Below are 24,804 nucleotides of genomic sequence, written 5' to 3'. Positions count from 1 at the left end.
CGAGGATGCTCGGGTGATCCAGCCCTCCGTCCTCGTCGCCGAGCGCGTTCGTCAGCGGCTCCGCGCCGAAGGAACGGATCCGACGTTCGATTCCTCGGCAGCGCGCTCGGTCGCTCGCCGAGGTGCGCAAGTTCAACGATCTGGCGCTGGCGCGAGGCGCGGCGGTGATCGACGACGAAGCTGCATGCGTGAGTGACGTGCTCGCGGCGGTCAGCGGCTTCGGTCCGTTGCAGTCGCTCCTCGACGACCCTGAGATCGAGGAGATCTGGCTCAACGGCCCCGAGAGCATCCACGTCGCACGCGGAGGGGTCGCCGAGCGGATCGAGATGCGTCTCACGGAATCGTCGTTGCGCGATCTCATCGAGCGGATGCTGCAGTCGACAGGGCGCCGTGTCGACATCAGTCAGCCGTTCGTGGATGCGTCTCTTCCCGACGGGTCGAGACTGCATGTCGCGATCGCGGATACTGGCGGAGTCGCGTGTTGTGAAGTGCACTATTCAGCGGGTGGGCGTCTCTGCCACCTCTCAATGTCCCAGTTGGGCGGCAGGCATCCTCGATCCGCGCGAGGGAGCGCGATCGTGAGCGCAGCGTCGTGGACCGTGCGCCGCCGGCAGACACCGCTAGGTCGGCGATGAAGCTCGACCCGTTCACGAGAGTGGGATGGCCCTGGGCGTTCGTTGGAAACTCCACATGCCTCTGCCTCCACGCAGCACGGCCGGACCCCCGGGATCGGAGCGAACGCTGACGCCTGCCGATAGTTTGAGCTCGTGACTGATCGCAACCCCTTCCCCCCTGCGCGCCGCCAGCAGACCGCGATCTCCCGGGCGCTCATGCAAGAGGCATACCTGGCGCAATCGCTTCTCGAGGGCGGAATGACGTCGATTCGGCGACTGTCGTTCGAGAATCAGGGGCGCGCATTCGAGGGCTTCTTTGGCCTTGCGAACGGCATCGAACGCACGGCGAAACTCATTCTCGTCACGGACCACTACGCAAACACCGGTTCGTTCCCAGGCCCGAAGCAACTCAAAGCTTTCGGTCACGACCTCACCGAACTGGTAAGGCACGTGGAAAAGGTGTCAGAATCCTGGAACGTTGCCGGCGACTCGTCGCCTTCTCGCGATGAAGGTTCCGAGTCGGTCATTACCTTCCTCACCCGTTTCGCGTTGACCGACCGTTACTTCAATCTCAACCGGCTCTCACAGGGCGACGCTTCTGTCATCGACGATCCTCTGTCTCGATGGGTCGCGCTCGTGAAACGCCATGCCCCGTCACCGCGGAAGATTCGCCGCGTCGAGGAAGAGCAACGGGAAGTGGCCAGCAGACTCGACGCCAGGCTCGCGATCCAGGTGAACTTCGCCGCAATGAGCGGCGACCGCATCAACAGTCTCGAAAGTGCCACCATTCAGGCCCATGAGGACGAATGGGTCGGCGTCCAAGGCGTACTTCTCGCGGTGCGGCCGCTCCGCTTCCTCGCCCGCACGATCGGCCGACTGAACAACGTACGTGAACCCGTGCCCTTTTACAGCGAGATCTTCTTCGACTGGCTCGCGCCCGACTCCGTCCTCAGGAAACGCCGCGGATTCCCGCGTGGACGAAACTGACCAGCCCGACGCGCGCCACCACTCGTCACCGACGTCGCAGATCCACCGAGCTACTCAACGGATGCGAAGGTCTGGTGGGTCGGCGGGAATCAGATCGGCAACCGGCATTCCGAGGACCTGGGAGAGGGCGAGCAGCGTTCGCAGAGTCGGGTTCGCTGGCGCACCGGGCCGCGACTCGCCCTTTTCATACTTCTGATAGGTGTAACGAGTCAGGCCAGCGCGGTAGGCAACGTCTTCTTGACTCAGGCCTGCCTGCGCCCGTGCCAAGCGCAGAGAGGTCGCGAGACGCTGTGAGTAAGCGCTCCACTCTGCGCCGATACGTTCCGTCCATCGGGGCACTCATCCAGGTTCGTGACGGAACGCATCTCGTATAGCCTAATCGGTATGGCATAATTCGGGAGGCCATACGAAACAATCATTTTCCTTGTCGGACTGCTCCGCTCTTCCCTGCACGTGTGCTGCCCATCCCGATGTCAGGCGGTCGCGCCGCGGGGCGGCCCGTGCATGCGACCGCGAAGGTGACGGCCATCAAGAATGCAGGCGTCGTATCCGCTTTGGTGGAAAGACATCGAGGTACCACCGCCCGTCGAATGGATCTACACGTTCGAAGAACTCAGCGGCGACGAAACCGCAGAACAGTGGGCACTTGCCTCCGCCATCTTCATCGCGCAGACCCGGCGTCGTACAGGTTCTGGCCCCACGTTTGCGGAGCTGTTCATGCATCTGATGCCAGACACCAACGGGATCCCCGGCCGACTACCAGACGACCTCGAGTTCGTGCAGAGGCGCCGGATTGTCGCTGCTTTTCGAGGGCTTGCGGCGATCGAGTGGCGACGGCGCGGGATGATCAGCTTCGACCGGGGAGTCACGCCGAGCCTGCGCGTAGGGCGAGAATTCCGAGCGCATTCCCGGCAGCGTCAACTAGCCCGGACGGAGTGAGCATGACGGAGGAGTACCCGGCAGGTGTGCAACGAATCGTGGCCCGCATCACGGATCCTTGGCCCGCGACGGTCGAGGTGAGTCCCGGCTGGTATCCGCTCCTCGAAAGTCTCGAACACCACCTTGCGGCCCTCGCACCCGACTACGTGGTGCACCAGGTGAAATCGAAGTTCGGAGCATTGAGTTTCTTTGCAGCCTCGTCCACGAACCCAGAGGAGTACAGCGAAGAATTCAACGCGGCGATCCTTGCTGCGGAGTGGAAGAGCATCGTAACGTGCGAGTTGTGCGGGGCGCCCGCGCGGCAGTACACGATCCAGCTATGGACATGGACGCTGTGCGCGACTCATTCCGCTGAAAAAAGCGCCTGACTCGCGGTGCGCCCGAGGCCACGGTCGACGTTCAACGCAACGCGAGGTGCGAGAGGAACTGGTCGAGATCTTCAGCGGTCCCGTGATGCAACACTGACATCAGCGCGCGCCCGATGGACGCATCGCTGTAACGCTTCTCGCGCATCTCCTCGATCAAGTCCGCGACCGTCGACCGTGACACATCGAGGACCTCGCTGAACAACAACTCGGGCACGAACGTCGCCTCGCTCGGGCGGGAAGGCTCTTCGCGGGCCAGCGTCAACCCAGGAAGTACAGCGAGATCTGACGCAGACTCCGACTGCGAGGCACCGTCCCGCGCGGGGTGGTTACCCAGGGGCACGTCGCGCAGCTCGGCTCGACTCTTCACAAGGACCGACTGGCCGAAGTCGGTCTGGGCCCACACCCAGACACTGTCCTTGCTGCGAATGGGCGTGCCGGTCATTCTTAGTGCGCTGAGCCCGGCGAGGACGACGTGCCCGTCGGCGAGCCCGACCGCGTCCACGGCAGTCTTCGGAGGCTGCCAGTGAAGAAGGTCGGGGTAGGGGAATGCGTCGACGCGACGGTCGCGGGAGATGTCGTAGAGCCGGTCCGCTTCCACGATCAAATAGTCCGCGTCGAGGACGGGACTGAGCAGCTTCTTCGGTGCAGCGGCACCGACGATAGCGGCAGCCATCGTCCCGATTGTGTCCGTATCTGTGTTGAGTCTCGCTGCGGCGATCTGCGCGGACTGGGCGGGGTGCTGCGGAAAAGCGGCGGCCAGGAGGACCGCGGCCGCTGCGGTCAGAGTTCCGCTGCCGCGCACTTTCTCGTCGTCGAGGCTCAATAGCTGCACGAGCTCCTCGTAGCGGATGATCGCGAGGTCGCGGTTCCCGTCCGCATCGTGGAGCGCTTCCCAGACGGGCATCGCTGTGCGGAGGATGTCAGCGAGCTCGGCGACAGTCGCGTCCCAGGCGTGCTCGAGGGACGACTGTGTTTTTCTTTCCCACTGCGGCCTCCAGTACGCCGACAGCTCCGGTTGACGGTCGAAGGCGACGAAGGAGCGGCTGGTCGTTTCTAGGAGTTCAGAGAATACCGACGGATCCGGTACTACGCCGTGGTCGAGAGCGAACCCAAGGGACACTGCATGAAAAACGGCGCCAACGATCGCGCGGGGGTGCCCGTGCGTGACAATCGTGTTGCGGATGACATCGTCCAGGTATGCGTCGGAGCGTAGGTTCGCGGCGGCGTACACGTGAGGTTGGATGCGCATCGCTGCACCGTTGCCTCCGGCGCGTTCCCACCCGTCGAAGAAGTTTGCGGCCCAGTTCGCCTGCTGTTTCGCCATCGCGGTCGCGGCGGCCTTGCTCGCGCGGCCACCGCCGAGGGCATAGCTTGACCAGACCGGGAGTTCAACGCGTGCGAATGCCTCCACATCGAACCCATGGTTGCTGATCGCCCTCGACGTTGAAAGACGCAACTGCGTGTCGTCGGAGTAGCACCCTTCGGGAAGGTTGACGCGTACACCCATTCGGCCGCCTATGATACGACTCCACGCCATCGGGAAGGTCAGATCGCGGCCGCCGGTGCGCCGCCGAAAATTCTCGGGCGATGTCAGTTCGGATATGAATCCGAGGGCGTCGGCCCACGCTGCCCACAGCATTGACGACCGGGTGCGATCGCGTCGAAGGCTCACCGGAACACCTCCGGGCGCACCTCGACGGGGACATCCGGCGCCCAGTTCAACGACATCAGCACACCCCGAACGTCGTCGATATGATCGTCGACCGGAACGTAGATTGCCTGTAGGGCGGTGAGATCAACGCGCCCCGGGTACAAGACTTCGGCCTGCACGTGCGTTGGCTGGTTCTTCGGTGTGGACGGGTATCGTCGAGCGACGCTGCCGTAATACCCGTACGGGACGGCGGGAGCGTAAAGGGATGCGAGTCCCTCAGGACCCTCTCCCCGTTTCACGGTTGCCTCGTATGTGTTGTTCGTTGTCGTGAACACCACTCCCGCATCGGACAGCAGCCGAGGATCGAACGACAGCACCACCCAATACAGCCCGTCCCGGGGTGGATGCCATCCCTTCGAGAAGCCGAAAAAGTCGTTGTTGACTGCCGAGATAGACAGGCTCACGTGGCCCGTCCACTCCGGGTCTTTGCGGGTATCGCAATTGAGAAGTTTGACGCTACTGAGAAGATCCTCCGTGTTCAGTTCGTCGCGGCTCAGGAGCGCCCGCGCAGCGACCGTACCGATCAGTCCATGGTTGGTCGTGAAGTGAAGCACCTCGGTGATCTCACGCTCCGCGACGAAGTCTTCGATCGTCATCACAACTCCACCCGCTTGAAGGTCGCCGGGTCAAGCAAAGAAATCAGGTTCGACTCCTCGCCGCTCTTCACACCGAGCGTCACGGTCCGCCGGGCTCGGCCGATCCCCATCGCCAGAAGTCGCCGGAGGTACTCCAGTTGGGCGTCGCCTTCCTCATCGCCGTGCGGGGTGACCTGCTGATTCAGCCCCAGGATGATGACGTGGTCGAACTCAAGCCCCTTCGCGGAATGGATCGTCGACAAGGCCACAGTCTCCTCACCGGCAGGCCAGGTGCTCGCGCGAGTGAGTTGAATGAACGGCACCCCCGCCGTCGCAAGCCCCGTCTTCACGAAGCTGAACCAACCGCCCCCGAGGGGGTGAAGGAACGCGACAGACTCTTCCCGAAGGTTCGCCGCACCGACCACGTTCTCGAGGGCCCAACCCAGTTGGTCGCTGAACCGGCCGACGAGAAGCCGCGGCTTCGGCCCGGTCGCTGCTGCGTGAGTGAAGTCGGGAAGCGTGCCATCGTCCCCGACCGACATCCCATCCAAGAGAGAACGCGCGAACGCCGCGATCTGCGCGGTATTGCGGTAGTTCCGCTCCAGCCTCCGTGAAGCCGCCACCGTGACTCCTGCTTCCCTCCAGGTGAACGAACGCGGGTAAATACGCTGCGCAGTGTCCATCACGAACGTGACACTGTGGTCTTCGGCCACGTGCTTGACGAGGGTGCGGATCTGGTTCGCCGCGAAATCCTGTGCCTCGTCGACGATCACGATGTCCCACAGCCCGGTATCGACCCTCGCGGCCTCCGCGGTCACATCGTGCCAGTCCCGCACACCCGCGACCTCCTTCTCCGCGAGATAGGGATAGATCACTTCGTCCAGCAGACGCCGGCGGGTTGCCGCATCCATCCGAGGGGCTGCGCCGCGCCCATCGCGCGTGCAGGAGATGTAGTCCTCCAGATCGTCGATAGGGAATCGACCGAGAACGTATTCGGCTTCGTCACGAACGAAGCGCGACGACAGGCCGAACACATCAGCGAACCGCCACAGGAGCGTCTTCGCGTCGTCGGCGTCGGGTGATGAGCCGGGCGGCAAGAGATCCAGCGACCACTTGGCGAAGGTCTTCACATCGAGGATCAGATCGCCATCGCGGACAGCTGTCGCGAGGGACGCGTTCCCCGCGACCTGTGCCTTCGCGAGCTCACGAATGTAACCCTCGAGGGTGGTGTTGAACGTCAGCACCAAAACCCTCACAGGATCGACAAGGTCGTGCCGCCGTTTGCGACTCAGCCACCTCCCACACAAGGCTGTGAGCCGCAGAAGCGCCGTGGTCGTCTTGCCGCTACCTGCGGCCCCATTCACCACAAACACCCCAGGCCGGTTCTCGAGCAGAATTGTCAACTGCTCCGGGGTGGGCTGAACCCAAGGGAGAATACGCATAGCCGCCTCCTGGCGGGGTCGGGGCCCGGTGCGCCGGGCTCACATAGCTGGGATGGTACTCCCGCACCGTCGTCGAGACAAGACCTGAACCTCCCTCGCACCGCATCCACGCGACTGACGGCCTCTCGTGTCTGCGTCGGTGGACGCGTCGGCACCGCCGCGTGAGAGAACGCACTGCCCGGCTGATCGTGATTAGTCGAACGCTTCCGTGTCGCGGACGTAACAGGCAAGGACCGCGGTGGCATTCATGACCGCAAGGACCGCGTTCGTTCGGGTGTACTGCTGGCGGGTGACGGCGTGGACGGTCGCGTTACGCCGGTAGTCCATCGTCGGGGTGAACGGGGTGTGCGTGCCGCCCATGATCGCGGTCAGCGGGTAAAGGGACAGAAAGATCCTCCACCCGAGCTTCCGCTGACGCTTGTAAGAACTGGCGTTGGTGAGCACGCTCGGGGGCATTGCAAGTGTCGCCGCCTTCGCGGTGTAGTGACTGACGATCGTCTCGAGGACGTTCGAGGCGAGGGCCTGCGCGGCATCGGCATGCCCGCCGCGCATGGCGCGGACGGCCCGGCGGATCGAGTCTGCGTACCCGAGCGCTCCCGGCGCTGACAGGCCGCTCAGGATGTCTTCGCAGTCGGTCAAAATCCCGCGATAGTTGTTGATGATCACCCGGCGACGCGCGGACCGATCAGGTGCCGCGAGCAGCAGCTCGATTACCCGTGCCGATGGCACCCATCCCAGCGGGATCGCGTCCTCGAGGATCCCCTTGACCTTCTCTTCGATCTCCTCCGGCGTCGCGTCCACGTGGCGCCAGTTCGGCGGAAGCCGCAACGTGAACAAGCCCAGATCGGGGAACGGCAACTGGTTGAACAGCTCCAGGATCCCCGGCGGGAGGCCTCCACCCGGGCCCAAGGTGGCAATGTCGAACGCGGGCTTCCATGCGGCCGCATCTATCACTGGGCCGAGCCAGGCCGGGGCAGAAAAGTCCTCCAAGAACGGTCGCAGCACGCTCGAGGAAAAGCCCACTGCGCTATTCGTGGACGCGTGCGCGGCGAGGCTCTCGTTCCACACCGCGCGTATCGACGCGGAGCTCCACGCCGAATCGGCCAGGAAGCCGTCGATATGGTCCGTGACCCGGAACGCGGGAGCCATCCAAGTGGGCGGGCCCGCCAACATCTCCGCGAACGTCGTTGCATCCGACAGTGCATCCGAGATCGATGCCCCTGCCCGGAGGCTCTCACCCAACCAGTCCGGCATCTTCGCAACATCGCGGAACATCGACATCGCCTCCGCCGACACGCCGAGCCCCCAGTCCTTCGTGGAGACCACCTCGCCGATCATCGACATCATCCCCGCCGGGACACCGAACTGCGCGCCTTTCTCGGGAAACAGTTCCCCGACCATCTTCACAAACTCGGGCGAGAAGACCTTCCTCGTCGACTCAGCCTCCTCGAGCACCGCCCTGAGTCCGATGTTGCCCTCAGGGCCGACGAGATCTCCGGCGTCCCCGGTCTCCGACTCAATGGATGTATCGATCGGCACCGCGCCATCGTCGGGGAGAGTCTCGTCAGAATCACGCATACCTCCACGAAACCACACCCCACCGACGTCGCGATCGCAGCTCCCAGCGCCGCAACATCTACGGAATCGGATCCCGGGCACAACTCCGGTGTCCAGGCCCGAGCCCTCGGAAACCCGAAACATAGGGACTTATAGGGCCGTATAGCGAATCGCTATACGGCCCTATAAGTCCCAATACTCTGGCCGCGCATGTGCCCGGTCTGTCGCGCCGGCGTTCGAGTCCACCCAGTTCGACACGATTGGTGCCCCGTTCCGCGGACGAACCGATTGTTGTTGAGGCCCGGAGCTCACCCGCCTCTGCGTTCCGAGCGTGTTGCGTCCGTAGTCAGGGTGTCGGTGTGGCAGCGAAATTGATGGTGACGATGTGACCCCACCCGTGACCGACATTTTTCCGGAGTTGGGGGCTCCCGGCAGCGTCGTCGACCTCGTAGAAGTAGGCGGTGAAGGTGATGCCGTCGATCGTTCCTGCGTTCACGGTCTCGGCGGCGGCGGTCGTACAGGACGAATGCGTGGCGTCAGTCGCGTACAGCGCGTCGGTGACGTACCCGGGCACGAAGCGTGCATCGTAAGCGGCCTCCGCGTCGCCACCCAATGCTGCGTTGTAGTGGGTTAGGTGTCGGTGTTCGACGCGGGCCCGGGTGACATCTCGGGGACCATCCACAACGATGATGTCGGCCGTGACGTACGCGTTTCGGCTAAGCTCGATGACCCGTCGCCGAAGCCTGCTCGTGGTTCCGTTTACGCCGTCGAGAACAACCCGCTCCCCGAGCCGGAGCGCCCGGCGGGCCGCTTGGGCGGCGAGTATGGTCGATTCTTCGTGGACAAGCGCCGCGAACTCTCCTGGGAAGAACGGTTCACCGGCGGAGATACGTTCCTGGACAACGGTGGGGATCAGATCTTCGTACTGTCCGTTTGCTGCCATCTTCTTCAGCAGTCGTTTCTTGAAATCGTCCGCGTCGATGACTCGCCAGTGTGGCGCCTCGGACGCCGGGATGCGTTCGCGCAACACGGAACTCTTCCCGGCGCCGGGCGGGCCGGCCATGATGATCGCCTGCCGGTCGCAGGTCACGTAGGGCTTTTCAGCGAAGAACTCCTCGATGATCTCATCGTGGAGGCGTGCCCGTTTCCCGGTCGGCAAGCCTGTGCGGATGAAGTACTGCGGGTTGTTCTCCGTTGCGGTGGGGCCCGTCGTGTCTATCGGGCCGCCTTCGACGGTCAGATCACGCAGGGCAGCGACATGCCGCGCTTTCTCGGCAGCATTCACGCCTCAGGCGGCCTTCGCGGCAGCCGCGAGTTCTTCGTACTCGTCCTCCGTGATGAGATGGTCCAGATACGCGGTGAGGAGAGTGCTCGTGCTGTTCTCGTCCAGTTCCCACTCATCAAGGAGGCTGTGCGTGACAGACGGCGCGTCGAATTCCCACTCCTTGAGGCGACGCACAAGGTCGTCGTGATCGATCTCGCCGCGGCCGGCGCGACGGATCAGTTCCATCGCGGTCGCGACCGGAGCCGTTTCGCTTTGCAGGATCTTTGCCGCTTCATCGGTCTTCGCGATGTCACGAAGCATTCGGGAGACCGAGGGCTGACTCCAGCCGAGCTTCACTGCCAGATCGTGCTGATTGATCTTGAGATACTTGTTCATCCACAGGGCGCGCAATGCGATCTGCCGCTCCATGACCTCGCTGCGATGACTCAACCGCGCTAGCTCCTCAAGCTCGCGCTCGGTGTCGACACTTACTCGCGTCCATGCCATCACGTCACCTCCTCACACCCCACAGTAACCCCGATTATGCAAATCTGCATAAGGTTTGTGGTGTTGCAACTGTGTACTGCCTACGTGGCTGACATGCTCTTCGCGCACCGTCTGCGATTCCTTGCAGCGCCGGCGGCCCTAACTGGGTGGGAATGCTCACGGCGGAACCGTCAAACAAAGCAACCGAGACGCACATCGCTCTCGGTTACAACTAGGGGATCCCAAAAGAGCGTGGAACCGCATCAGAAGCGGTCTGCGCCGGTGGCGTAAGGGGTGCGGACACGATTCGCCGCCGCCTCCATCACAAGCGGCAGGGAGGGAAGCTCGTGGCGCTCGACGGGACGCGTGTCGGCGCCCCCTACGCTTGGCGCTATGGCGGACGTCGAGATCTATCGTTGGAGCCCTGGGGGCCCCCGAGCGGCGGTTGAGTACGAGCGCGTGCTGGATCTGCATCGCGACAACCGTGCAACGCTCGGACATCTCCCGTTCGCTGCTTTCCAAGAGGCAGGTACCCACGGCCGTCTCATTCTCGGCGCGATCGAGGGCACAGTCCAGGGATACGTGCTGTACAGCACGCCCCGCCAACAGACCGTCAAGCTGGTCCACGTATGCGTAGCCCTGGCCGCCCGGGGGTCCGGGCTCGCGAAAGCGATGGTTGATGCGGCCATCGACGCTCACCCGCAGCGCTCGATCGTTACTGCACACTGCCGCACCGACTATGACATGGACGGCTTCTGGCGATCGCTGGACATGTCACCCACTGGGGAGCGACCCGGGAGAGCCGCGAAGGGATCGACGCTGACGATCTGGACCCGCAGGATCGGACAATTCGATCTGATGGAGAACGCTCTCTACGAATCGTCCCGCCCTATTGCCGTGCTGGACTCCAACGTGGTCATTGACCTGTTCGCGTCGACGCACATGAACCGCCCAGATCGTGAGGAATCGAAAGGGCTCACCGCGGACTGGCTCGTAGACGTCGTCGAGCTTGCTGTATCGCCGGAAGTGTCGATCGAGATCAATCATCTGCCGGCCTCGGAGAGGCAAAGAGTGCAACACAGCCTCGGCGCGCTGGTCGCGCTGCGCCGACACGCCGACATGAGAACTCTCGCCGAGGCGATCATCGCGAGGATGCCGCCCAGCGCAACCTCACGAGACCGCAGCCTAGTCAATGACGCCAAACACCTCGCGGACGCGATCCTCGCCGGCGCCGACTATTTCGTGACCCGCGACGAGAGTTTCCTGGCGGCTACCGCAGAGTGGTCGCAGGACGCGTACGCCGTCACGGTCCTCCGGCCGGTGGACCTGCTCAGAACGTTCATTCCACCCTCTGCACCTACAGAATTCCGCTCGGGGCAACTCGAATCGGTAGGACTGCGCTGGACGCAGGTGACTACGGCATCTCCCGACCTCGAAGATGCGTTTACTGACGTGCCGAACGGGGAGAAAGGCAGGAACTTCCGAAAGTTGCTGCACGCTGCCCTCGCCCACCCCGCAACAGTCAGGCTCGAACTGCTGACTGACGAGCAGGGGCGACGGTGGGCGCTACTTGCGACGGAACTCCGCGGCGACACCATGCAGATTTGCGTCGGTCGTGTCGCTCGTGGCTCGCTCGGCGGCACCATCGCGTTTCAACTGACCCGGTACATCCGCTCCCTTGCGCTCGAGCGGGGAGCGAGTGAAGTGCAGGTCGCAGACGACGCCCTCGACCCTGTTCTCCGGGCCGCGCTCGGCGCTGACGGTTTCGAAGGAGCACCGCTCACAGTGCGATTGGCGCACCACCCGGACCCGGCCGAGACATCCTCGATACTGTTGTCTAATGACGTCGCGGACTACGAACGCAAGAACTGGCCGCAAGTGCTCCTCGACAAGAACGTTCCCGTACGCATCGTCCCGATACAGCCGCGATATGCCCGCGATCTACTCGGATTCAACGACACTTTGATCCAGACGCGGGACCAACCCGCGCTTGGCTTTGCCCGCGAGTTCGTGTACTTCGCCAAACCGAAGATGAAACACTGGGAGATCCCCACGCGGGTGCTTTGGTACGTCACCAAAGACCCCAAAGCCCGCGAGAGCAGCGCCGTCAGGGCGGTCGTCGCCCACTCGCGTGTAATCGACGCGCAAGTCATAGACGCCCAGGAAGCTGTCGAGCAGTATCGAACGTTGGGCGTTCTGCGTGGCGGGGATATCGAAGGGCACGCGGATGACGGAAAGGTACTGGTGCTGCGGTTCGAGGACACACACATGCTGGATATGCCTCTGGGGAAAAGAGCCTTCCACGCCCTGCTCCGTGAGCACGGGATCACAACTTCGCTCATGACAACCCGGGCAGGATCGCCGAGTCTGTTCGACGATGTCCTTCGCACACAGCCCGGGTGGGAGAACAGATGACGAGGGCCCTGTTCATATCCATCAAGCCCCGCTACGCACGAGCTATCCTCGAGGGTCGCAAAACGGTCGAGGTGCGGCGACGGTTCCCGACCGTCCCGCCAGGAACGACGGTCGTCCTGTACTCCAGCTCTCCCGAGCGTGCGATCGTCGGCACTGTCCGTTTGAAGCACACCAGCAGGATGGCTCCCGATCGGGTTTGGGCGCTGCACTCCGAGGCCATCGATATCGCTGAAGAGGCGCTCGGACAATACCTCGAGGGCGCGGACGCCTCCACCCTTCTCGAGGTAGAGGATCCTCGGCCCTGGGTTCGTCCCGTGCCCCTCGAGGTGTTGCGCGCGCTCCTGGGCGTCGAACCGCCGCAGAGCTTCCGCTACCTCAACCCGGAGCAGGTCGACGTGATCACAAGAAGCGGCGCCGACGAGACCTGACACCCGACCAACCCGCCCCGATCGGCCAGAAGAAAAGGCCAGATGCTCTTGCACGGGATTTTCGTGTCGCGGCTGACAATCCGGCTACGGGCGATACACGAAATGGTCTGTGCCGGCGCACCTGGCGCACTCGCATCGTTGTAGTCGGGTTCGTTTCCAGAACCCTTCCGACCCTGAGGCGGGACCTGCATACACCTCGCGGTCGGCATGGTCGCTGAGGAGGTCGGACACGATCATCGAACCGAGGTAGAGCCCTCGCCTGCGGAGGTCTTCACGAACCTCGAAGTTCCAGATCATCACGGCGGGAAGAGCGCCGCGCAGATGACTGTCGTATCGGAGGCTGAGCAGGACTCGCGCCACCTCTTCGCCACCGGCAGAGTAGGCACGCCACTGGTGAGGAACGTCACCGAAACTGGTGTTCGATGTCCACATTTGTTCGGTGTAGAACTCATCCATCTCAGCATCGAAGTCGCGTTGGCGTCTTCCGCCGCGCGTGACAATCTGTGGCTCATGCCAGGAAAGATTCGTATCCACGTGTCGAGTCTTGCAGACGTCAGGGGCGACTGCGCGGCGATACCTCTCGGCTAGGCACCTGTCCTCGGTGACTCCCGGTTCCGAGCGGATTTCTGGCGTCACCGACGCCCGAAGACGTGCATCCGGCGGCTCCGGTCGATGTAGTTCGCGGTCTCCGATGGCGAAGCGTCCCAGAATCGAGGTTAGAACGGATGCGCGATCCTTGCTATCGAGAGCGCAGAGCAGGTGCGGGTGCGGGAGACACGCTGAAGGCGTCGGAAGACGCGTGCACATCTCGCAGAAGCGGCTGGACGCGATCGCTGACGCCGCAGCGCTCGCCGGAGCGGACGGCTTCACCCTGGCTGTGGACGGAACGACGGCACGGGCGAACCTCACCGATCAGGGGGTCAGAGAGCAGGTCGACGCACTGCTCGCCGCGCTGCCGTCACCCGTGGGACTCGATTCAGCGTCGAGCCCCGACGGGCACTCAGCACGCGTGACCGTCTCGACCCTGTGGCATCCGCCGCTCGTGTCACTGTTCGTGACCGACGGGGTGCGCCTCGAGGCGACGGGGACGAGTCGCACCGCTCTGGGGTGATCGTTCGCTCGGGTCGACCTGCACGAGGGCGACCTCCGCCGGATGCGACGTCAGCTCACCAGACGATCGCGCAGTCGTCGCACCCGCCCGGCGAAGCCCTGCGGCACCTGCGACGGCAGCGCGTCGATCGCCCACCAGCGCACGTCCTCCGACTCGTCGCTCACGATCAGGTCGGCATCGTCGCTGATGACGACGCCGATCCCGATGTCGAGATGGGATGCGCACCGACCGAACGCCGAGGACAGCGCGTGATGATCGAGGTCGTACACGAGCGGTTCCGCGCTGGCGGAGACGTCCACACCGGTCTCCTCCCGCAGCTCGCGCAGAGCGGCATCCGCCACAGAGGTGTCGTCGGGTTCGAGATGTCCGCCTGGCTGCACCCAGAACTGCCCCTTGGCGTGGAAGACGAGCAGCGTGCGAGTGAGTGAGCGGTCGAACACGAGCGCCGAAGCGGTCGCGTGATCGGGACCGTCGTCGCGGGAGACCGGCCCATGATCGTCGGCGAAGAACGTCGCGAAGTCGGCCGCGACATCGCGATCGTGATCCGTCGACGACGGAGCCGCGACGACCAGCCGGCGCACGTCTGCGCGGAGGGCAGCGGTCATGACTCCTCCTGTGTGCTGCGCGGAACGAAACGCGGGATCCAGCGGATGAATCCACCCGCGCCGATCAGGCCGATCGCACCCATCGCCGCTGCGGCGATCGGCAGTGACGCGATCGCGACGATCGCCGACACCAGCAGCGGAGCGGCCGCTCCGCCGGCATCCGTCAGCGTGCGCCACGAGCCGAGGAACGCGGCGGGCTCCTCCTTCGGCGCGACATCGGCGCCGAGTGTGAGCAGAATGCCGCTCGAGAGCCCGTTGCCCACCCCGAGCACGGCGGCGAACATGCCGAACCACAGGACCGCGGCTTCCAGGTCGTGCGTGAAGGAGAGGGCGAGGAACCCCGCGCCCATCAGCACCATCGCCGGCATAGCCGCCCACAGACGCCCGAACCTGTCCATCACCTGGCCGCTGGCGTAGAACAGGGCGAAGTCGATCGCTCCCGAGATTCCGACGACGAGGGCGATGGTCGAGGCGTCGAGTCCGAGTGAGAGTCCCCACAGGGGAAGCACGACCTGACGTGCCGATCGCACCGCGGACAGCGACGCGGCGGCGAGTCCCAGTCGTCCGAGCACGCTGCGCTGTTGCCACATCGTGCGGAAGATGCCCGCGCGCGCGGTCGTCGGAATCGAGCCCGTGACCGGTTCGCCGGAATCATCCGCGAGTGCGGCGGTGCGCACAGGGGTCGTCGGGGCGATCGTCTTCTCGGGATCGGGGCCCAGCAGCACGAGCAGCACCATCACGACGAGACAGCCCAGGAAGAACCAGATCGCGGCTGATTCCGAACCGAACAGCTGCAGGAGCCCAGCGGCGACGAACGGCCCGATGAAGATTCCGAGGCGGAAGCTGCCACCGAGCAGCGAGAGCGCGCGAGCACGGAACGCGAGGGGAACCCTCGTCGTCATGAACGCATGACGCGCCAGGCCGAAGGCGGCCGCGCAGAACCCCAGGAGGAACACGGAGGCGGCCAGCACGCCCAGCGAGGGGGCGAACACCATTCCGACGCCGGCGAGGATCGCTATCGCACCCGCGATCACCATCGTGAAGCGCTCGCCGATGCGCGCGACGGCCCAGCCCGCAGGAAGGTTGCCGCACAGCTGACCCACGACGAGGGCGGATGCCACCAGGGCGGCGAAGGCGACGTCGGCGCCCATCCGCGCAGCGATCACCGGGATCAGAGGGATCACCGCGCCTTCACCGAGCGAGAACAGCACGGTCGGGAGGTACACCATCGGTCCGAATCGCCTGAGGACCGTGGATGCGCTGCTCACCCGATTCACGCTACTCCCGTTCGAACGCCGTCCCCGCCCGCAGGGGCGGCACGTTAGGCTGGACGCGACATGCTCGAACTCGATCTCTCCGCCGACATCCAGGCCCTCCGACTCACCTACGGTGACATCCGCGAGGTCATCGATGTCGAGACCCTCCGCTCCGACATCGCGCGCCTCAGCGAGGAAGCCGGCGTGCCGGACCTCTGGGACGACCCCGAACGCGCCCAGAAGGTGACCAGTGCTCTGAGCCACCGCCAGTCGGCGCTCGCCAGAGTCGAGGGCATCGGTCGTCGACTCGACGATCTCGAGGTTCTCGTCGACCTGGCGAACGAGATGGGCGATGAGGACTCCGCCGTCGAAGCGCGCGCCGAGCTCAACGCGCTCACCGAGATCATCAATCAGCTCGAGGTGCAGACGCTGATGGACGGCGAGTACGACGAGCGCTCCGCCATCATCACCATCCGCTCGGGTGCAGGCGGCGACGACGCCACCGACTTCGCCGAGATGCTCATGCGCATGTACCTGCGTTGGGCCGAGCGCCACAAGTATCCCGTCAAGGTTCTCGACACCTCGTACGCCGAGGGTGCCGGCATCAAGTCGGCGACGTTCGAGATCGACGCTCCCTACGCGTTCGGAACGGTGTCGGTCGAGGCAGGGACGCATCGCCTCGCCCGCATCAGCCCGTTCGGCTCGGCGGACAAGCGGCAGACGTCCTTCGCCGCTGTCGAGGTCATCCCTCTCATGGAGGAGGCGACCGAGGTCGACATCCCCGAGAACGACATCCGAGTCGACGTCTTCCGCTCGTCGGGTCCCGGCGGGCAGTCCGTCAACACCACCGACTCCGCCGTGCGCCTGACTCACCTCCCGACCGGCATCGTCGTCTCGATGCAGAACGAGAAGTCGCAGATCCAGAACCGTGCTGCCGCGATGCGCGTGCTTCAGACCCGACTCCTACTGCTGCAGAAGGAGGAGGAAGCCGCGAAGAAGAAGGAGCTCGCCGGAAACATCACGGCGAGCTGGGGCGACCAGATGCGCTCGTACTTCCTCTACGGTCAGCAGCTCGTGAAGGACCTCCGCACCGGACACGAGTCGGGCAACCCGGCTGCCGTGTTCGACGGCGATCTCGACGGGTTCATCTCGGCCGGCATCCGCTGGCGCAAGCGCAAAGACGAGGACTGAGCGACGCTCGTCTCAGCGGTCGGCGCCTTCGAGGGTGCCCGTGATCTCGTCGTAGCTGATCACGATGCACTGGACTGCGCGGTCGTTCATCCGCTTCCATGACGACTCAGTCGGTACGAACCAATAGTTGTCGAGCTCCGAATCGGCATAGGGGATGCCGACGAACTCCTCGAAAGCGACGTCGCACTTCTCGGCGGCGATGGTCTGCAGTTCGTCGTCCCCGGGGAATTCGCCCTCTGGCACATCGAAGATGAAATAGACCTCGTCGGTGTGCGGCGCGTCACACGGAACGATCGGAAGCTCGTACACCTCTTCCTCCCATTCGATGAGCGGAATGCAGTGACCGACCTCGAGTTCGTTGACCGTCACGGTCTCGGTTCCCGCGCTGCCGGGAGAGCCTTCGGCGGTGTCGTCGGGTTCTGTGCTCTGGGTCGCCTGAGGGGTCGAGGTGGACGTCGGCACGATCGACGACAGCCCCGAGGCGCCCAGGGTCAGCAGCATCATGGCGATCGCGACGACACCACCCAGCACGGCCACCGCGATGCCCACCGCTCCCGGCCACTTCGCACCCCGGAGGAACAGGGAGATCAGCGAGAGCACGAATCCGATCCCGAGCAGAACCCCACCAGCCATCGAGATCGGCGGGATGCACGAGAGGACCACGCCGAGCGCGGCCATGCCGAGACCGATGATGCCGAGCACAGAGACCTTCGTGTTCGCCTTCGGGGGCACAGGGCCGTACGACCCGAACCCTGCCGTCGCATCGTGGGAGGCGACGACGCCTGCCGAGGTCGCGGGCATCGACGCGCGCCCGTACTGCGGCACTTCTGCGGAGGCCCCGGGGGAGGGATTCGACGACTGCCAGGCATAGGGCGGTTCGAAGATCGGGTCCGCCGATGCGGCGACCGTGGGCTCCTCCGTGGCATGCTGGCCGTGCCCCTGTGGCGTGTTCGCCACGGACGACGTCTCGGTGGTCACGGTGTGCTCAGTCCAGACTGCGCCGTCCCACCAGCGCTGTCGGCCCGCTCCGTCGTCGTACCACCCTGCCGGGACCGTCATGATCGCCGTTCCGCTCGGGTCTCAGCCGGCCGACGGAGCGACGTCGATGCGCGCGATGTCGCGTCCGGCCTCGTCAGTGACGACGAAGACGTAGGACTCGCTCTGGGCGATGTCGAAGGTGATCGGGCCGCTGACCGTCTGCCCCGGGTCGAGGAGCTCGTTCGGTGCGCCCGTCACGAAGAAGTCGACCTGACCCTCGACTCCCTCTGCCGTCTCCAGAGAGGTGAACAGCGGGTTCGCGGCCGTCGTGCCCTCGACACCGGTCCACGTCGTCTCGAGGGTCACGTAACCGCCGTTGGTCGAGGGGACGCTCGAGCCGTCGCTGGTCGCCCAGCGCGCCTCGGTGACAGTGATCTCGCCGCTCCCGCCCAGGAAGGTGAGTGCGACGGTGTCGCCGATCGTGCCCTCTTCGACCTGCGCGGACCCCGTGCCGTCGTCGGTCGTGCCGTCGTCGATTCCGGTGTCGGAATCGCTCGACGGCGGCGCGGACGGCAGATCGCGCACGGCCTCGGACACCGTCGCGAAGACGATGACGAAGAACATGACGACCGCGATGATCGCGCCGATGATCGAGAGGATGAGTCCGGAGATGCCGGGCCACTTCCTGCCCTTGAGGAAGAGCGAGATGAGCGAGACGATGAAGCCCACGCCGAGCAGTAGCCATCCGAGCCAGAAGATCACCGGGATGCACGACAGGATCGTTCCGAGCGCCGCGAGTCCGAGCCCGACGAGCCCGAGGACCGACGGGCGGGCCGGAGCCACCGGGGTCGTGGCGCCGTATGCGGGCGGGTATCCGGCGGGCGCACCATACTGCTGTCCGGCGGGAGCGTACGCGGCGGCGCCGGGGTACGAGGGTGAGGGTGCCGCCGAACCCGGGTATGCGGGCGCGACCGGGTACTCCTGGGGATACGAGGGGGCTGCGGTGCCCGGGTAGGAGGGTGCACCACCTTCGGAGGGACCCGCGGTGTTCGCATACGGGGGCACGATGTCGTCGGTCGGCGTCGGGGACTCCGGAGAGGTGGAACCCTGCTCATGCGTGGTGCCGGCCTCGTCGACAAGGGCATCGGTCACGGGCGCGCCGTATGAGGGCGCGGCGCCCGCGTCCTGGTGGGCGGACGGCTCGGCCGGAGTCTCCGCGTCGGCGCGGGAGTCGGAGGGTGCGGGCGTGTTCCACGACTGGCTCTCGACCGCGGCGACCGACTCGATCGCAGCGGCCGTCTCCGCGGCTGCTGCCGAATCGGGAATCGCGTCGGACGAGGAGTGGCCCGATACGTCAGCCGACTCGGAACCCCGGTCCGTGGTCGCTTCGCCGGTCAGACCGCCGGCCGACTCGCCTGCTGCAGACGGGGCGGATTCCACGATGGGGGCGAAGTGCTCGGTCCACTGGGTGCCGTCCCACCACCGCTGACGCCCGGATCCGTCGTCATACCAGCCTGCAGGCGTCGTCATAGTTCCCCCTCGGAGTATCGTCCATGCTGACGGCACGGATCGGCACCTCCATGTATAGCAGTGGAGTGCGACACGCAGGGGGGTCGAGCGGGGTGTCGCTCGCAGGCAGACGAGGGTGCGCGCTTAGGCTCGAACCGCCATGATTCGGTTCGAGAACGTCACGAAACGCTATCGCGGGACCTCGCGGCCCGCTCTGTCCGATGTCGACTTCGAAGTGCAGCGCGGGGAGTTCGTCTTCCTCGTCGGCGCGTCGGGGTCGGGCAAGTCGTCCTGTCTGCGACTCATCCTCCGCGAGGACGTGCCGACGACGGGTCGAGTCGCCGTGCTCGGCCGCGATCTGCGTTCGCTTGCGAACCGGAAGGTGCCGTACTTCCGCCGCCACATCGGATCCGTGTTCCAGGACTTCCGACTGCTGCCGTCGAAGACCGTCTACCAGAACGTCGCCTTCACTCTGCAGGTGACGGGCTCGTCGCGCGGCTTCATCCAGCAGGCCGTGCCCGAGGCGCTCGCGCTGGTCGGACTCGACGGGAAGCAGAAGCGGATGCCGCACGAGCTCTCCGGCGGCGAGCAGCAGCGCGTCGCGATCGCACGGGCGCTCGTGAATCGCCCCCAGGTCCTGCTCGCGGACGAGCCGACCGGAAACCTCGACCCGGCGACGTCGGTCGACATCATGCAGCTCCTCGCCAGGATCAATGCCGGAGGCACCACCGTGCTGATGGCGACACACGAGGCGGGCTTCGTCGACCAGATGCAGCGTCGGGTCATCGAACTTCGCGATGGCGAGATGGTGCGAGACGAGGTGCATGGCGGCTACGGAGACACGTCGAACATCCCGCGTCTGGTTCCCGAGGAGGTGCGCGGTGCCGCCGCGGCCGCTGCACTCACTGCTGTGCAGGAGGTGCAGCGCCAGACCGCCGACCTCTCGCTGGTCCGCGCCGCGCTCGCTGAGGAGCTCAGCGCGCAGCGCAAGGCGGAATCGGCGTCCGCAGACGCCGTCCCGACCGCATCCGAGACTCCCGAGGCTCAGGCGGCGCCGATCGAGCCGCCGGTGATAGACGAGCAGCCGGCGGTCGCCCTCGCGGCGCGGACGCATCCCATCGTGCTGCCGCAGGTCGACGTCGCCGAGCTCGGGGTGGCCGATCGACTCGGTCTGTCCGACGACGGCACGGAAGAAGTGGGGCCGACGTCGTGAGAATCGGACTCATCCTCGCGGAGGCCCTCGGAGGGCTTCGTCGCAACATCTCGATGGTCATCTCCGTCGTGCTCGTGACATTCGTCTCGCTGACCTTCGTCGGCGCCGCGATCCTGATGCAGGCGCAGATCGGCACGATGCGCGGCTATTGGACCGAGCGGGCGCAGGTCGCCGTCTACATGTGCTCCGACATCTCGGAGCAGGACACCTGCGTCGACGGCGGCGCCTCGGAGGAGCAGGTCGACGCCGTGCGAGCACAGCTCGACGGCGAGGCGCTCGCTCCTCTCATCAGCGAGGTCAGCTTCGATTCCAAGGAAGACACCTACGCCAAGCTCGTCGATCAGCTCGGCGAGGACCAGGCGAGCGTGATCTCGCCCGAGCAGGCGTTCGAGGTCTTCTTCGTCACCATGAAGGATCCCGGCCAGTCGCAGGTCATCTCCGAGGCGTTCAACGGTGTCGCGGGGGTGGAGCAGGTCCAGGATCAGCTCCAGTACCTCGAACCCCTGTTCTCCGCCTTGACGGTCGCGACCTACATCGCGGTCGGTATCGCAGCGCTCATGCTGATCGCCGCCATCCTCTTGATCGGCACGACCATCAGGCTCTCCGCGTACGCCAGACGCAAGGAGATCGGGATCATGCGCCTGGTGGGGGCGTCCAACCGCTTCATCCAGACGCCGTTCGTCCTGGAGGGCGTCTTCGCTGCCTTCCTCGGCTCGGCCCTCGCAAGCGCGGCCGTCGTCGCCGGCGTCCACTTCGGCGTCGACGGCTACCTCCGAGGACGCGTGCCGTTCATCACGACCTGGGTGTCGATGCAGGACGCTGCCGTCGTCGTCCCGGTGCTGATCGGCATCGGCGTCGTGCTCGCCGCGCTGTCGGCAGGTTTCGCGATCCGTCGCTGGCTTCGCACCTGACCCGCGCGCCGGTATAGACTGACAGGCTGTCGTGCGCCCGTGACGGGCACCGGAACCATTGCGCGACGCGGATCAGGAGAGAATCATGCCCAGGGAACGCGGGGAGAAGGTCGTCGCGACCAATCGTCGCGCACGTCACGACTACAACATCGAGAAGTCGTACGAGGCGGGGATGGTGCTCACCGGCACCGAGGTGAAGTCACTGCGCCAGGGGCGCGCGAACCTGAGCGACGGATATGCGTTCGTCAAGGGGAACGAGGTCTTTCTCGACTCGGTGCACATCCCGGAGTACTCGCAGGGCCACTGGACCAACCATTCGGCGAAGCGCGTCCGCAAGCTGCTGCTGCACCGTGAGGAGATCGCGAAGCTGCAGCACGCGGTCTCCGCCGGCGGCTACACGCTGATCCCGCTGAAGCTGTACTTCTCCGACGGTCGCGCCAAGGTCGAGATCGCTCTCGCCAAGGGAAAGCGCGAGTTCGACAAGCGCCAGACCCTCCGCGAGCGTCAGGACACCCGCGAAGCCGAGCGCGCGATGCGCCTGCGCAACCGCGTGGGGGAGTGATCAGCGCGCGGGCGTGAATCCGAACACGCGTCCGAGGAAAGCGAGCTCCCTCTCGAGGGCGTCGATGATCGTCTCGCTCGACCGGAAGCCATGGCCCTGACCCGGGTACAGCACGTACTCGTGCTCCACACCACTCGTCGCCAGCGCATCGCGGATCGCCTCGGACTGTGCCGGTGGCACGACACGGTCGTCCGCACCCTGCATCAGCAGCACCGGCACGTCGATCCGGTCGGCGTGTGTCAGGGGCGAACGCGCGACGTAGAGTGCCTCCGCCTCGGGCAGCGGACCCACCAGCCCCTCGATGTAGTGCGCCTCGAAGTCGTGGGAGTGCGCGCTCAGCATCTGCAGGTCGACCACTCCGTATCGGCTGATCCCCGCGGCGAACGTCCCTCCCCGCACCAGCGACGAGAGCACTGTCCAACCGCCCGCCGAGCCGCCTCTGATCGCGATGCGGGCGGGATCCGCGAGCCCGGCATCGGCGAGGCCGCGGGCCGCTGCGATCACGTCGTCGACGTCGACCACGCCCCATCCGCCGTCCAGCCGTTCGCGGTACGCACGGCCGTAGCCCGTCGATCCGCCGTAGTTGACGTCGAGCACGCCGATGCCGCGGCTCGTCCAGAACGCGACGGCGGCGGACGCCGCGCCGGTCACATGCGCGGTCGGGCCGCCGTGGACGAGCACGATGTAGGGCGGGAGCTCGTCATCCGCGGCCGGAGCGTGGGCCGAGGGATTCGTCGGCGGGTACGCGAAGGCATGGACGGGCCCGTGCGAGCCGTCGACCAGGACCTCGGATGCGGGCGGCATCCACGCAGGATCGGTCGGCGCAGCTCCCGCGACGGCCTCGACGCGACCCGTGTCGACGTCGACGCACCAGACCCCGGGTTCTGTCGTCGAGCTGTTTCCGGAGAGCAGCACGCGGGAGCCCGCGACATCGTCGACACTCACGTGGCCGTCTGCGGGGAGGGGAATGCGGTGGGCGCTGCCGTCGGGGTCGATGACGACGACCCGGTCGCGACCGTTCGTGCGCACAGCCACGACGCGACCGTCGGCGAGCGGGCGGTACCAGCGATTGCCGAGCACCCAGAGGCCGTATCCCGTGTCGGCGTCGTCGTCGATGATCTGCTCCGCCGTGCCGACCGCCTGGGCTCCGCTGACACGCTGTCGGTGCAGAGCCCAGCGGCCCGAGGGATCGTCGGAGTACACGATCTCGTCGTCAGCCGTCCACTCGGGCTGCAGCGCGGCGCGAGTGGACAGCTCTGTGCGCGCGGTGCCGTCCGAGATCACCAACGACGCTCGCTGCCACGGCATCCGATCGCCGGACCACTCGACCCACGCTGCACGAGAACCGTCGGGAGACAGTGCCGGATGAGCGTAGAACGACTCGCCTTCAACGAGGGTCTTCAACAGCGCAGGCCGGTCGGATGCCGACCCGTCGGTCGGGATCTCGATGATGGCGCGTCGGTGAGGGGAGACGGACAGATCCTCCCGCACGGCGAACAGGCGGCCGCTCTGCAGACGCAGACCGCCGTGCGCCGGGCCCGGGGGTGTCAGAGGAACGGGGACACCGCCGCGGGGCATGCGGTGCACGCGCTGATCCTCGGCATCGACGAAGTACAGCGTGCCGTCGGCATCCGCGGTCCACGCCCCGCCGCCGTACTCGTGGACGCGAGACCGAGCACTCCATGGCGCGGGAAGGATCTCGGCACCCGTCGAACTTCGCACGGTCAGGCGACCGCCTTCGGCAGGGATCGACTCACCCCACCAGATCTCGTCGGCCACGAAGGCGCTGCCATCGATCCGCGGAGACGACGCGGCGATCCGGTCGGGGGTGAACGGAGAGGTCCAGGTACCGAACGGCGACGACATGGTTCGAGCCTATGGTGCGTCGACGCCCGCCGTCACCGCAGGGCGGGGGGGGGAGTCAGACCGCGCGGAGCACGGCGACGATCTTGCCGAGGATGACGGACTCGTCGCCGAGGATCGGCTCGAATGCGGAGTTGCGAGGCAGCAGCCAGGTGTGGCCGTCGCGTCGACGGAGAACCTTCACCGTCGCCTCGCCGTCGAGCATGGCGGCGACGATCTCGCCGTTCTCGGCGCTGCTCTGCGACCGCACCACGACCCAGTCGCCGTCGCAGATCGCCGCATCGATCATCGATTCGCCGGACACCTTGAGCATGAACAGGTCGCCCTTGCCGACGAGCTGCCGGGGGAGCGGGAAGATCTCCTCGACCTGCTGGTCGGCAGTGATCGGGACACCTGCGGCGATGCGGCCGACGAGCGGCACGAGCGCCGCATCGCCCACGGGGGTCGCCACATCGGCGGGATTCTCTCCGCTGGTGCCGGGGAGGTCGATGAGCACTTCCATGGCACGGGTCTTGCCGGGGTCGCGTCGCAGATATCCGCTCAGCTCGAGCTGGCCGAGCTGATGGGTCACGCTGGACAGCGACTTGAGGCCCACGGCGTCGCCGATCTCTCTCATGCTCGGCGGGTACCCGTGACGGCTGATCGACGTCTGGATGACCTCGAGGATCGCCATCTGCTTGGGACTCAGGCTCTTGCGGCGACGGGTGCGCGGGACGTCGGCGTCGGGGGCGGAGATGTCGCTCATGGTGCTCCTCAGGTGTGCGATTCCGGCGTCTCAGTTCGAATGTCGGAGGCCCGTGGTGGGGTGTTGACATCGAA

At 65.6% G+C, this 24,804-nt stretch carries 25 protein-coding genes; 11 read left to right on the top strand and 14 right to left on the bottom strand.

The window, feature by feature from the left end:
- Nucleotides 1–188: 188 nt before the first annotated feature.
- Together BMW26_RS11300 and BMW26_RS11295 are read left to right on the top strand one after the other, a co-directional pair.
- A complete protein-coding gene (locus BMW26_RS11300; protein ID WP_232224456.1) occupies nucleotides 189–635 on the top strand; it encodes an ATPase, T2SS/T4P/T4SS family in 447 nt (148 codons plus the stop codon).
- A 132-nt stretch (nucleotides 636–767) separates the two neighbouring features.
- Nucleotides 768–1,601 (top strand): hypothetical protein, encoded by an 834-nt coding sequence (locus tag BMW26_RS11295; protein ID WP_072591522.1) that lies wholly within the window; start codon nucleotides 768–770, stop codon nucleotides 1,599–1,601.
- Between the two features lie 54 nt (nucleotides 1,602–1,655).
- Here BMW26_RS11295 and BMW26_RS11290 read toward each other — a convergent pair whose 3' ends face one another.
- On the bottom strand, nucleotides 1,656–1,940 hold the full coding sequence (locus BMW26_RS11290; RefSeq protein ID WP_072591521.1) for a helix-turn-helix transcriptional regulator: 285 nt from the start codon (nucleotides 1,938–1,940) through the stop codon (nucleotides 1,656–1,658).
- Between the two features lie 195 nt (nucleotides 1,941–2,135).
- Here BMW26_RS11290 and BMW26_RS11285 point away from each other — a divergent pair, with 195 nt between their 5' ends.
- The gene (locus BMW26_RS11285; protein ID WP_072591520.1) at nucleotides 2,136–2,540 is read left to right on the top strand and encodes a hypothetical protein; all 405 of its coding nucleotides are present in this window, start codon (nucleotides 2,136–2,138) and stop codon (nucleotides 2,538–2,540) included.
- Nucleotides 2,541–2,542: 2 nt separating this feature from the next.
- Nucleotides 2,543–2,908 (top strand): hypothetical protein, encoded by a 366-nt coding sequence (locus tag BMW26_RS11280; protein WP_072591519.1) that lies wholly within the window; start codon nucleotides 2,543–2,545, stop codon nucleotides 2,906–2,908.
- Nucleotides 2,909–2,939: 31 nt separating this feature from the next.
- Here the strand turns inward: BMW26_RS11280 and BMW26_RS11275 are convergent, their stop codons facing one another.
- The 6 genes from BMW26_RS11275 to BMW26_RS11250 all read right to left on the bottom strand — a co-directional run bounded on the left by BMW26_RS11275 (nucleotide 2,940) and on the right by BMW26_RS11250 (nucleotide 9,967).
- Nucleotides 2,940–4,547: an ADP-ribosylglycohydrolase family protein gene (locus BMW26_RS11275; RefSeq protein WP_072591518.1), complete on the bottom strand. Its 1,608-nt coding sequence runs from the start codon at nucleotides 4,545–4,547 to the stop codon at nucleotides 2,940–2,942.
- A gap of 29 nt (nucleotides 4,548–4,576) precedes the next feature.
- Nucleotides 4,577–5,215, bottom strand: coding sequence for a DarT ssDNA thymidine ADP-ribosyltransferase family protein (locus tag BMW26_RS11270; RefSeq protein ID WP_072591517.1), 639 nt, complete (start codon nucleotides 5,213–5,215; stop codon nucleotides 4,577–4,579).
- The gene (locus BMW26_RS11265) at nucleotides 5,215–6,636 is read right to left on the bottom strand and encodes a 3'-5' exonuclease (RefSeq protein ID WP_072591516.1); all 1,422 of its coding nucleotides are present in this window, start codon (nucleotides 6,634–6,636) and stop codon (nucleotides 5,215–5,217) included. The genes BMW26_RS11270 and BMW26_RS11265 overlap by 1 nt, the downstream gene beginning before the upstream one ends.
- Before the next feature lie 192 nt (nucleotides 6,637–6,828).
- Nucleotides 6,829–8,214, bottom strand: coding sequence for a hypothetical protein (locus BMW26_RS11260; RefSeq protein ID WP_072591515.1), 1,386 nt, complete (start codon nucleotides 8,212–8,214; stop codon nucleotides 6,829–6,831).
- A 325-nt stretch (nucleotides 8,215–8,539) separates the two neighbouring features.
- Entirely contained in the window at nucleotides 8,540–9,478 is a 939-nt protein-coding gene (locus tag BMW26_RS11255; protein WP_072591514.1) for an AAA family ATPase, read from the bottom strand.
- 3 nt (nucleotides 9,479–9,481) lie between these two features.
- The gene (locus BMW26_RS11250) at nucleotides 9,482–9,967 is read right to left on the bottom strand and encodes a hypothetical protein (RefSeq protein WP_232224455.1); all 486 of its coding nucleotides are present in this window, start codon (nucleotides 9,965–9,967) and stop codon (nucleotides 9,482–9,484) included.
- A 369-nt stretch (nucleotides 9,968–10,336) separates the two neighbouring features.
- Between BMW26_RS11250 and BMW26_RS11245 the strand changes: the two genes are divergently transcribed.
- Both BMW26_RS11245 and BMW26_RS11240 read left to right on the top strand, forming a co-directional pair.
- Nucleotides 10,337–12,358: a GNAT family N-acetyltransferase gene (locus BMW26_RS11245; RefSeq protein ID WP_072591512.1), complete on the top strand. Its 2,022-nt coding sequence runs from the start codon at nucleotides 10,337–10,339 to the stop codon at nucleotides 12,356–12,358.
- Entirely contained in the window at nucleotides 12,355–12,786 is a 432-nt protein-coding gene (locus tag BMW26_RS11240; protein ID WP_072591511.1) for an ASCH domain-containing protein, read from the top strand. Before BMW26_RS11245 ends, BMW26_RS11240 begins: the two co-directional genes overlap by 4 nt.
- 84 nt (nucleotides 12,787–12,870) lie before the next feature.
- Here BMW26_RS11240 and BMW26_RS11235 read toward each other — a convergent pair whose 3' ends face one another.
- Entirely contained in the window at nucleotides 12,871–13,320 is a 450-nt protein-coding gene (locus BMW26_RS11235; RefSeq protein ID WP_157557430.1) for a hypothetical protein, read from the bottom strand.
- A 265-nt stretch (nucleotides 13,321–13,585) separates the two neighbouring features.
- Between BMW26_RS11235 and BMW26_RS11230 the strand changes: the two genes are divergently transcribed.
- Nucleotides 13,586–13,897, top strand: coding sequence for a hypothetical protein (locus tag BMW26_RS11230; RefSeq protein WP_072591509.1), 312 nt, complete (start codon nucleotides 13,586–13,588; stop codon nucleotides 13,895–13,897).
- A 50-nt stretch (nucleotides 13,898–13,947) separates the two neighbouring features.
- On the opposite strand, the gene BMW26_RS11225 is transcribed toward BMW26_RS11230, so the two are convergent.
- Together BMW26_RS11225 and BMW26_RS11220 are read right to left on the bottom strand one after the other, a co-directional pair.
- Complete coding sequence (locus BMW26_RS11225) at nucleotides 13,948–14,502, bottom strand: NUDIX hydrolase (protein ID WP_053096941.1); 555 nt, start codon at nucleotides 14,500–14,502, stop codon at nucleotides 13,948–13,950.
- A complete protein-coding gene (locus BMW26_RS11220) occupies nucleotides 14,499–15,731 on the bottom strand; it encodes an MFS transporter (protein ID WP_056280127.1) in 1,233 nt (410 codons plus the stop codon). Before BMW26_RS11220 ends, BMW26_RS11225 begins: the two co-directional genes overlap by 4 nt.
- A 108-nt stretch (nucleotides 15,732–15,839) precedes the next feature.
- On the opposite strand from BMW26_RS11220, the gene prfB reads away from it, so the two are divergent.
- Nucleotides 15,840–16,949 carry a peptide chain release factor 2 gene (gene prfB, locus BMW26_RS11215; protein WP_053096937.1) on the top strand — a complete coding sequence of 370 codons (1,110 nt, stop codon included), beginning with the start codon at nucleotides 15,840–15,842 and terminating at the stop codon, nucleotides 16,947–16,949.
- Nucleotides 16,950–16,961: 12 nt separating this feature from the next.
- Here the strand turns inward: prfB and BMW26_RS11210 are convergent, their stop codons facing one another.
- A complete protein-coding gene (locus tag BMW26_RS11210; protein ID WP_056280128.1) occupies nucleotides 16,962–18,008 on the bottom strand; it encodes a DUF2510 domain-containing protein in 1,047 nt (348 codons plus the stop codon).
- Nucleotides 18,009–18,029: 21 nt separating this feature from the next.
- Nucleotides 18,030–19,457 (bottom strand): DUF2510 domain-containing protein, encoded by a 1,428-nt coding sequence (locus BMW26_RS17920; RefSeq protein WP_056280132.1) that lies wholly within the window; start codon nucleotides 19,455–19,457, stop codon nucleotides 18,030–18,032.
- 139 nt (nucleotides 19,458–19,596) lie between these two features.
- Here BMW26_RS17920 and ftsE point away from each other — a divergent pair, with 139 nt between their 5' ends.
- The 3 genes from ftsE (at nucleotide 19,597) to smpB (ending at nucleotide 22,122) form a co-directional block, all read left to right on the top strand.
- Nucleotides 19,597–20,649, top strand: coding sequence for a cell division ATP-binding protein FtsE (ftsE, locus tag BMW26_RS11200; RefSeq protein ID WP_053096931.1), 1,053 nt, complete (start codon nucleotides 19,597–19,599; stop codon nucleotides 20,647–20,649).
- Nucleotides 20,646–21,560, top strand: a complete 915-nt coding sequence (gene ftsX / locus BMW26_RS11195; protein WP_056280135.1) for a permease-like cell division protein FtsX — start codon at nucleotides 20,646–20,648, stop codon at nucleotides 21,558–21,560. The genes ftsE and ftsX overlap by 4 nt, the downstream gene beginning before the upstream one ends.
- 85 nt (nucleotides 21,561–21,645) lie before the next feature.
- Entirely contained in the window at nucleotides 21,646–22,122 is a 477-nt protein-coding gene (gene smpB, locus BMW26_RS11190) for an SsrA-binding protein SmpB (RefSeq protein WP_053096927.1), read from the top strand.
- Here smpB and BMW26_RS11185 read toward each other — a convergent pair whose 3' ends face one another.
- Both BMW26_RS11185 and lexA read right to left on the bottom strand, forming a co-directional pair.
- Nucleotides 22,123–23,988: a prolyl oligopeptidase family serine peptidase gene (locus BMW26_RS11185; protein WP_072591508.1), complete on the bottom strand. Its 1,866-nt coding sequence runs from the start codon at nucleotides 23,986–23,988 to the stop codon at nucleotides 22,123–22,125.
- Nucleotides 23,989–24,043: 55 nt separating this feature from the next.
- Nucleotides 24,044–24,730, bottom strand: coding sequence for a transcriptional repressor LexA (gene lexA, locus BMW26_RS11180; protein ID WP_056280140.1), 687 nt, complete (start codon nucleotides 24,728–24,730; stop codon nucleotides 24,044–24,046).
- Nucleotides 24,731–24,804: the final 74 nt, after the last annotated feature.

This window comes from Microbacterium sp. 1.5R (assembly GCF_001889265.1).
Classification (GTDB): Bacteria; Actinomycetota; Actinomycetes; order Actinomycetales; family Microbacteriaceae; genus Microbacterium.
This window is presented reverse-complemented; position numbering and strand designations above follow the sequence as displayed.

Excerpts from the sequence above, each read along its gene's own strand:
- BMW26_RS11285 (WP_072591520.1), top strand. The coding sequence starts at position 2,136 with ATGCAGGCGTCGTATCCGCTTTGGTGGAAAGACATCGAGGTACCACCG.
- BMW26_RS11280 (WP_072591519.1), top strand. The coding sequence starts at position 2,543 with ATGACGGAGGAGTACCCGGCAGGTGTGCAACGAATCGTGGCCCGCATC.
- BMW26_RS11275 (WP_072591518.1), bottom strand. The coding sequence starts at position 4,547 with ATGCTGTGGGCAGCGTGGGCCGACGCCCTCGGATTCATATCCGAACTG.
- BMW26_RS11270 (WP_072591517.1), bottom strand. The coding sequence starts at position 5,215 with ATGACGATCGAAGACTTCGTCGCGGAGCGTGAGATCACCGAGGTGCTT.
- BMW26_RS11265 (WP_072591516.1), bottom strand. The coding sequence starts at position 6,636 with ATGCGTATTCTCCCTTGGGTTCAGCCCACCCCGGAGCAGTTGACAATT.
- BMW26_RS11260 (WP_072591515.1), bottom strand. The coding sequence starts at position 8,214 with ATGCGTGATTCTGACGAGACTCTCCCCGACGATGGCGCGGTGCCGATC.
- BMW26_RS11245 (WP_072591512.1), top strand. The coding sequence starts at position 10,337 with ATGGCGGACGTCGAGATCTATCGTTGGAGCCCTGGGGGCCCCCGAGCG.
- BMW26_RS11240 (WP_072591511.1), top strand. The coding sequence starts at position 12,355 with ATGACGAGGGCCCTGTTCATATCCATCAAGCCCCGCTACGCACGAGCT.
- BMW26_RS11225 (WP_053096941.1), bottom strand. The coding sequence starts at position 14,502 with ATGACCGCTGCCCTCCGCGCAGACGTGCGCCGGCTGGTCGTCGCGGCT.
- BMW26_RS11220 (WP_056280127.1), bottom strand. The coding sequence starts at position 15,731 with ATGGTGTACCTCCCGACCGTGCTGTTCTCGCTCGGTGAAGGCGCGGTG.
- prfB (WP_053096937.1), top strand. The coding sequence starts at position 15,840 with ATGCTCGAACTCGATCTCTCCGCCGACATCCAGGCCCTCCGACTCACC.
- BMW26_RS11210 (WP_056280128.1), bottom strand. The coding sequence starts at position 18,008 with ATGACGGTCCCGGCAGGGTGGTACGACGACGGAGCGGGCCGACAGCGC.
- BMW26_RS17920 (WP_056280132.1), bottom strand. The coding sequence starts at position 19,457 with ATGACGACGCCTGCAGGCTGGTATGACGACGGATCCGGGCGTCAGCGG.
- ftsE (WP_053096931.1), top strand. The coding sequence starts at position 19,597 with ATGATTCGGTTCGAGAACGTCACGAAACGCTATCGCGGGACCTCGCGG.
- smpB (WP_053096927.1), top strand. The coding sequence starts at position 21,646 with ATGCCCAGGGAACGCGGGGAGAAGGTCGTCGCGACCAATCGTCGCGCA.
- BMW26_RS11185 (WP_072591508.1), bottom strand. The coding sequence starts at position 23,988 with ATGTCGTCGCCGTTCGGTACCTGGACCTCTCCGTTCACCCCCGACCGG.
- lexA (WP_056280140.1), bottom strand. The coding sequence starts at position 24,730 with ATGAGCGACATCTCCGCCCCCGACGCCGACGTCCCGCGCACCCGTCGC.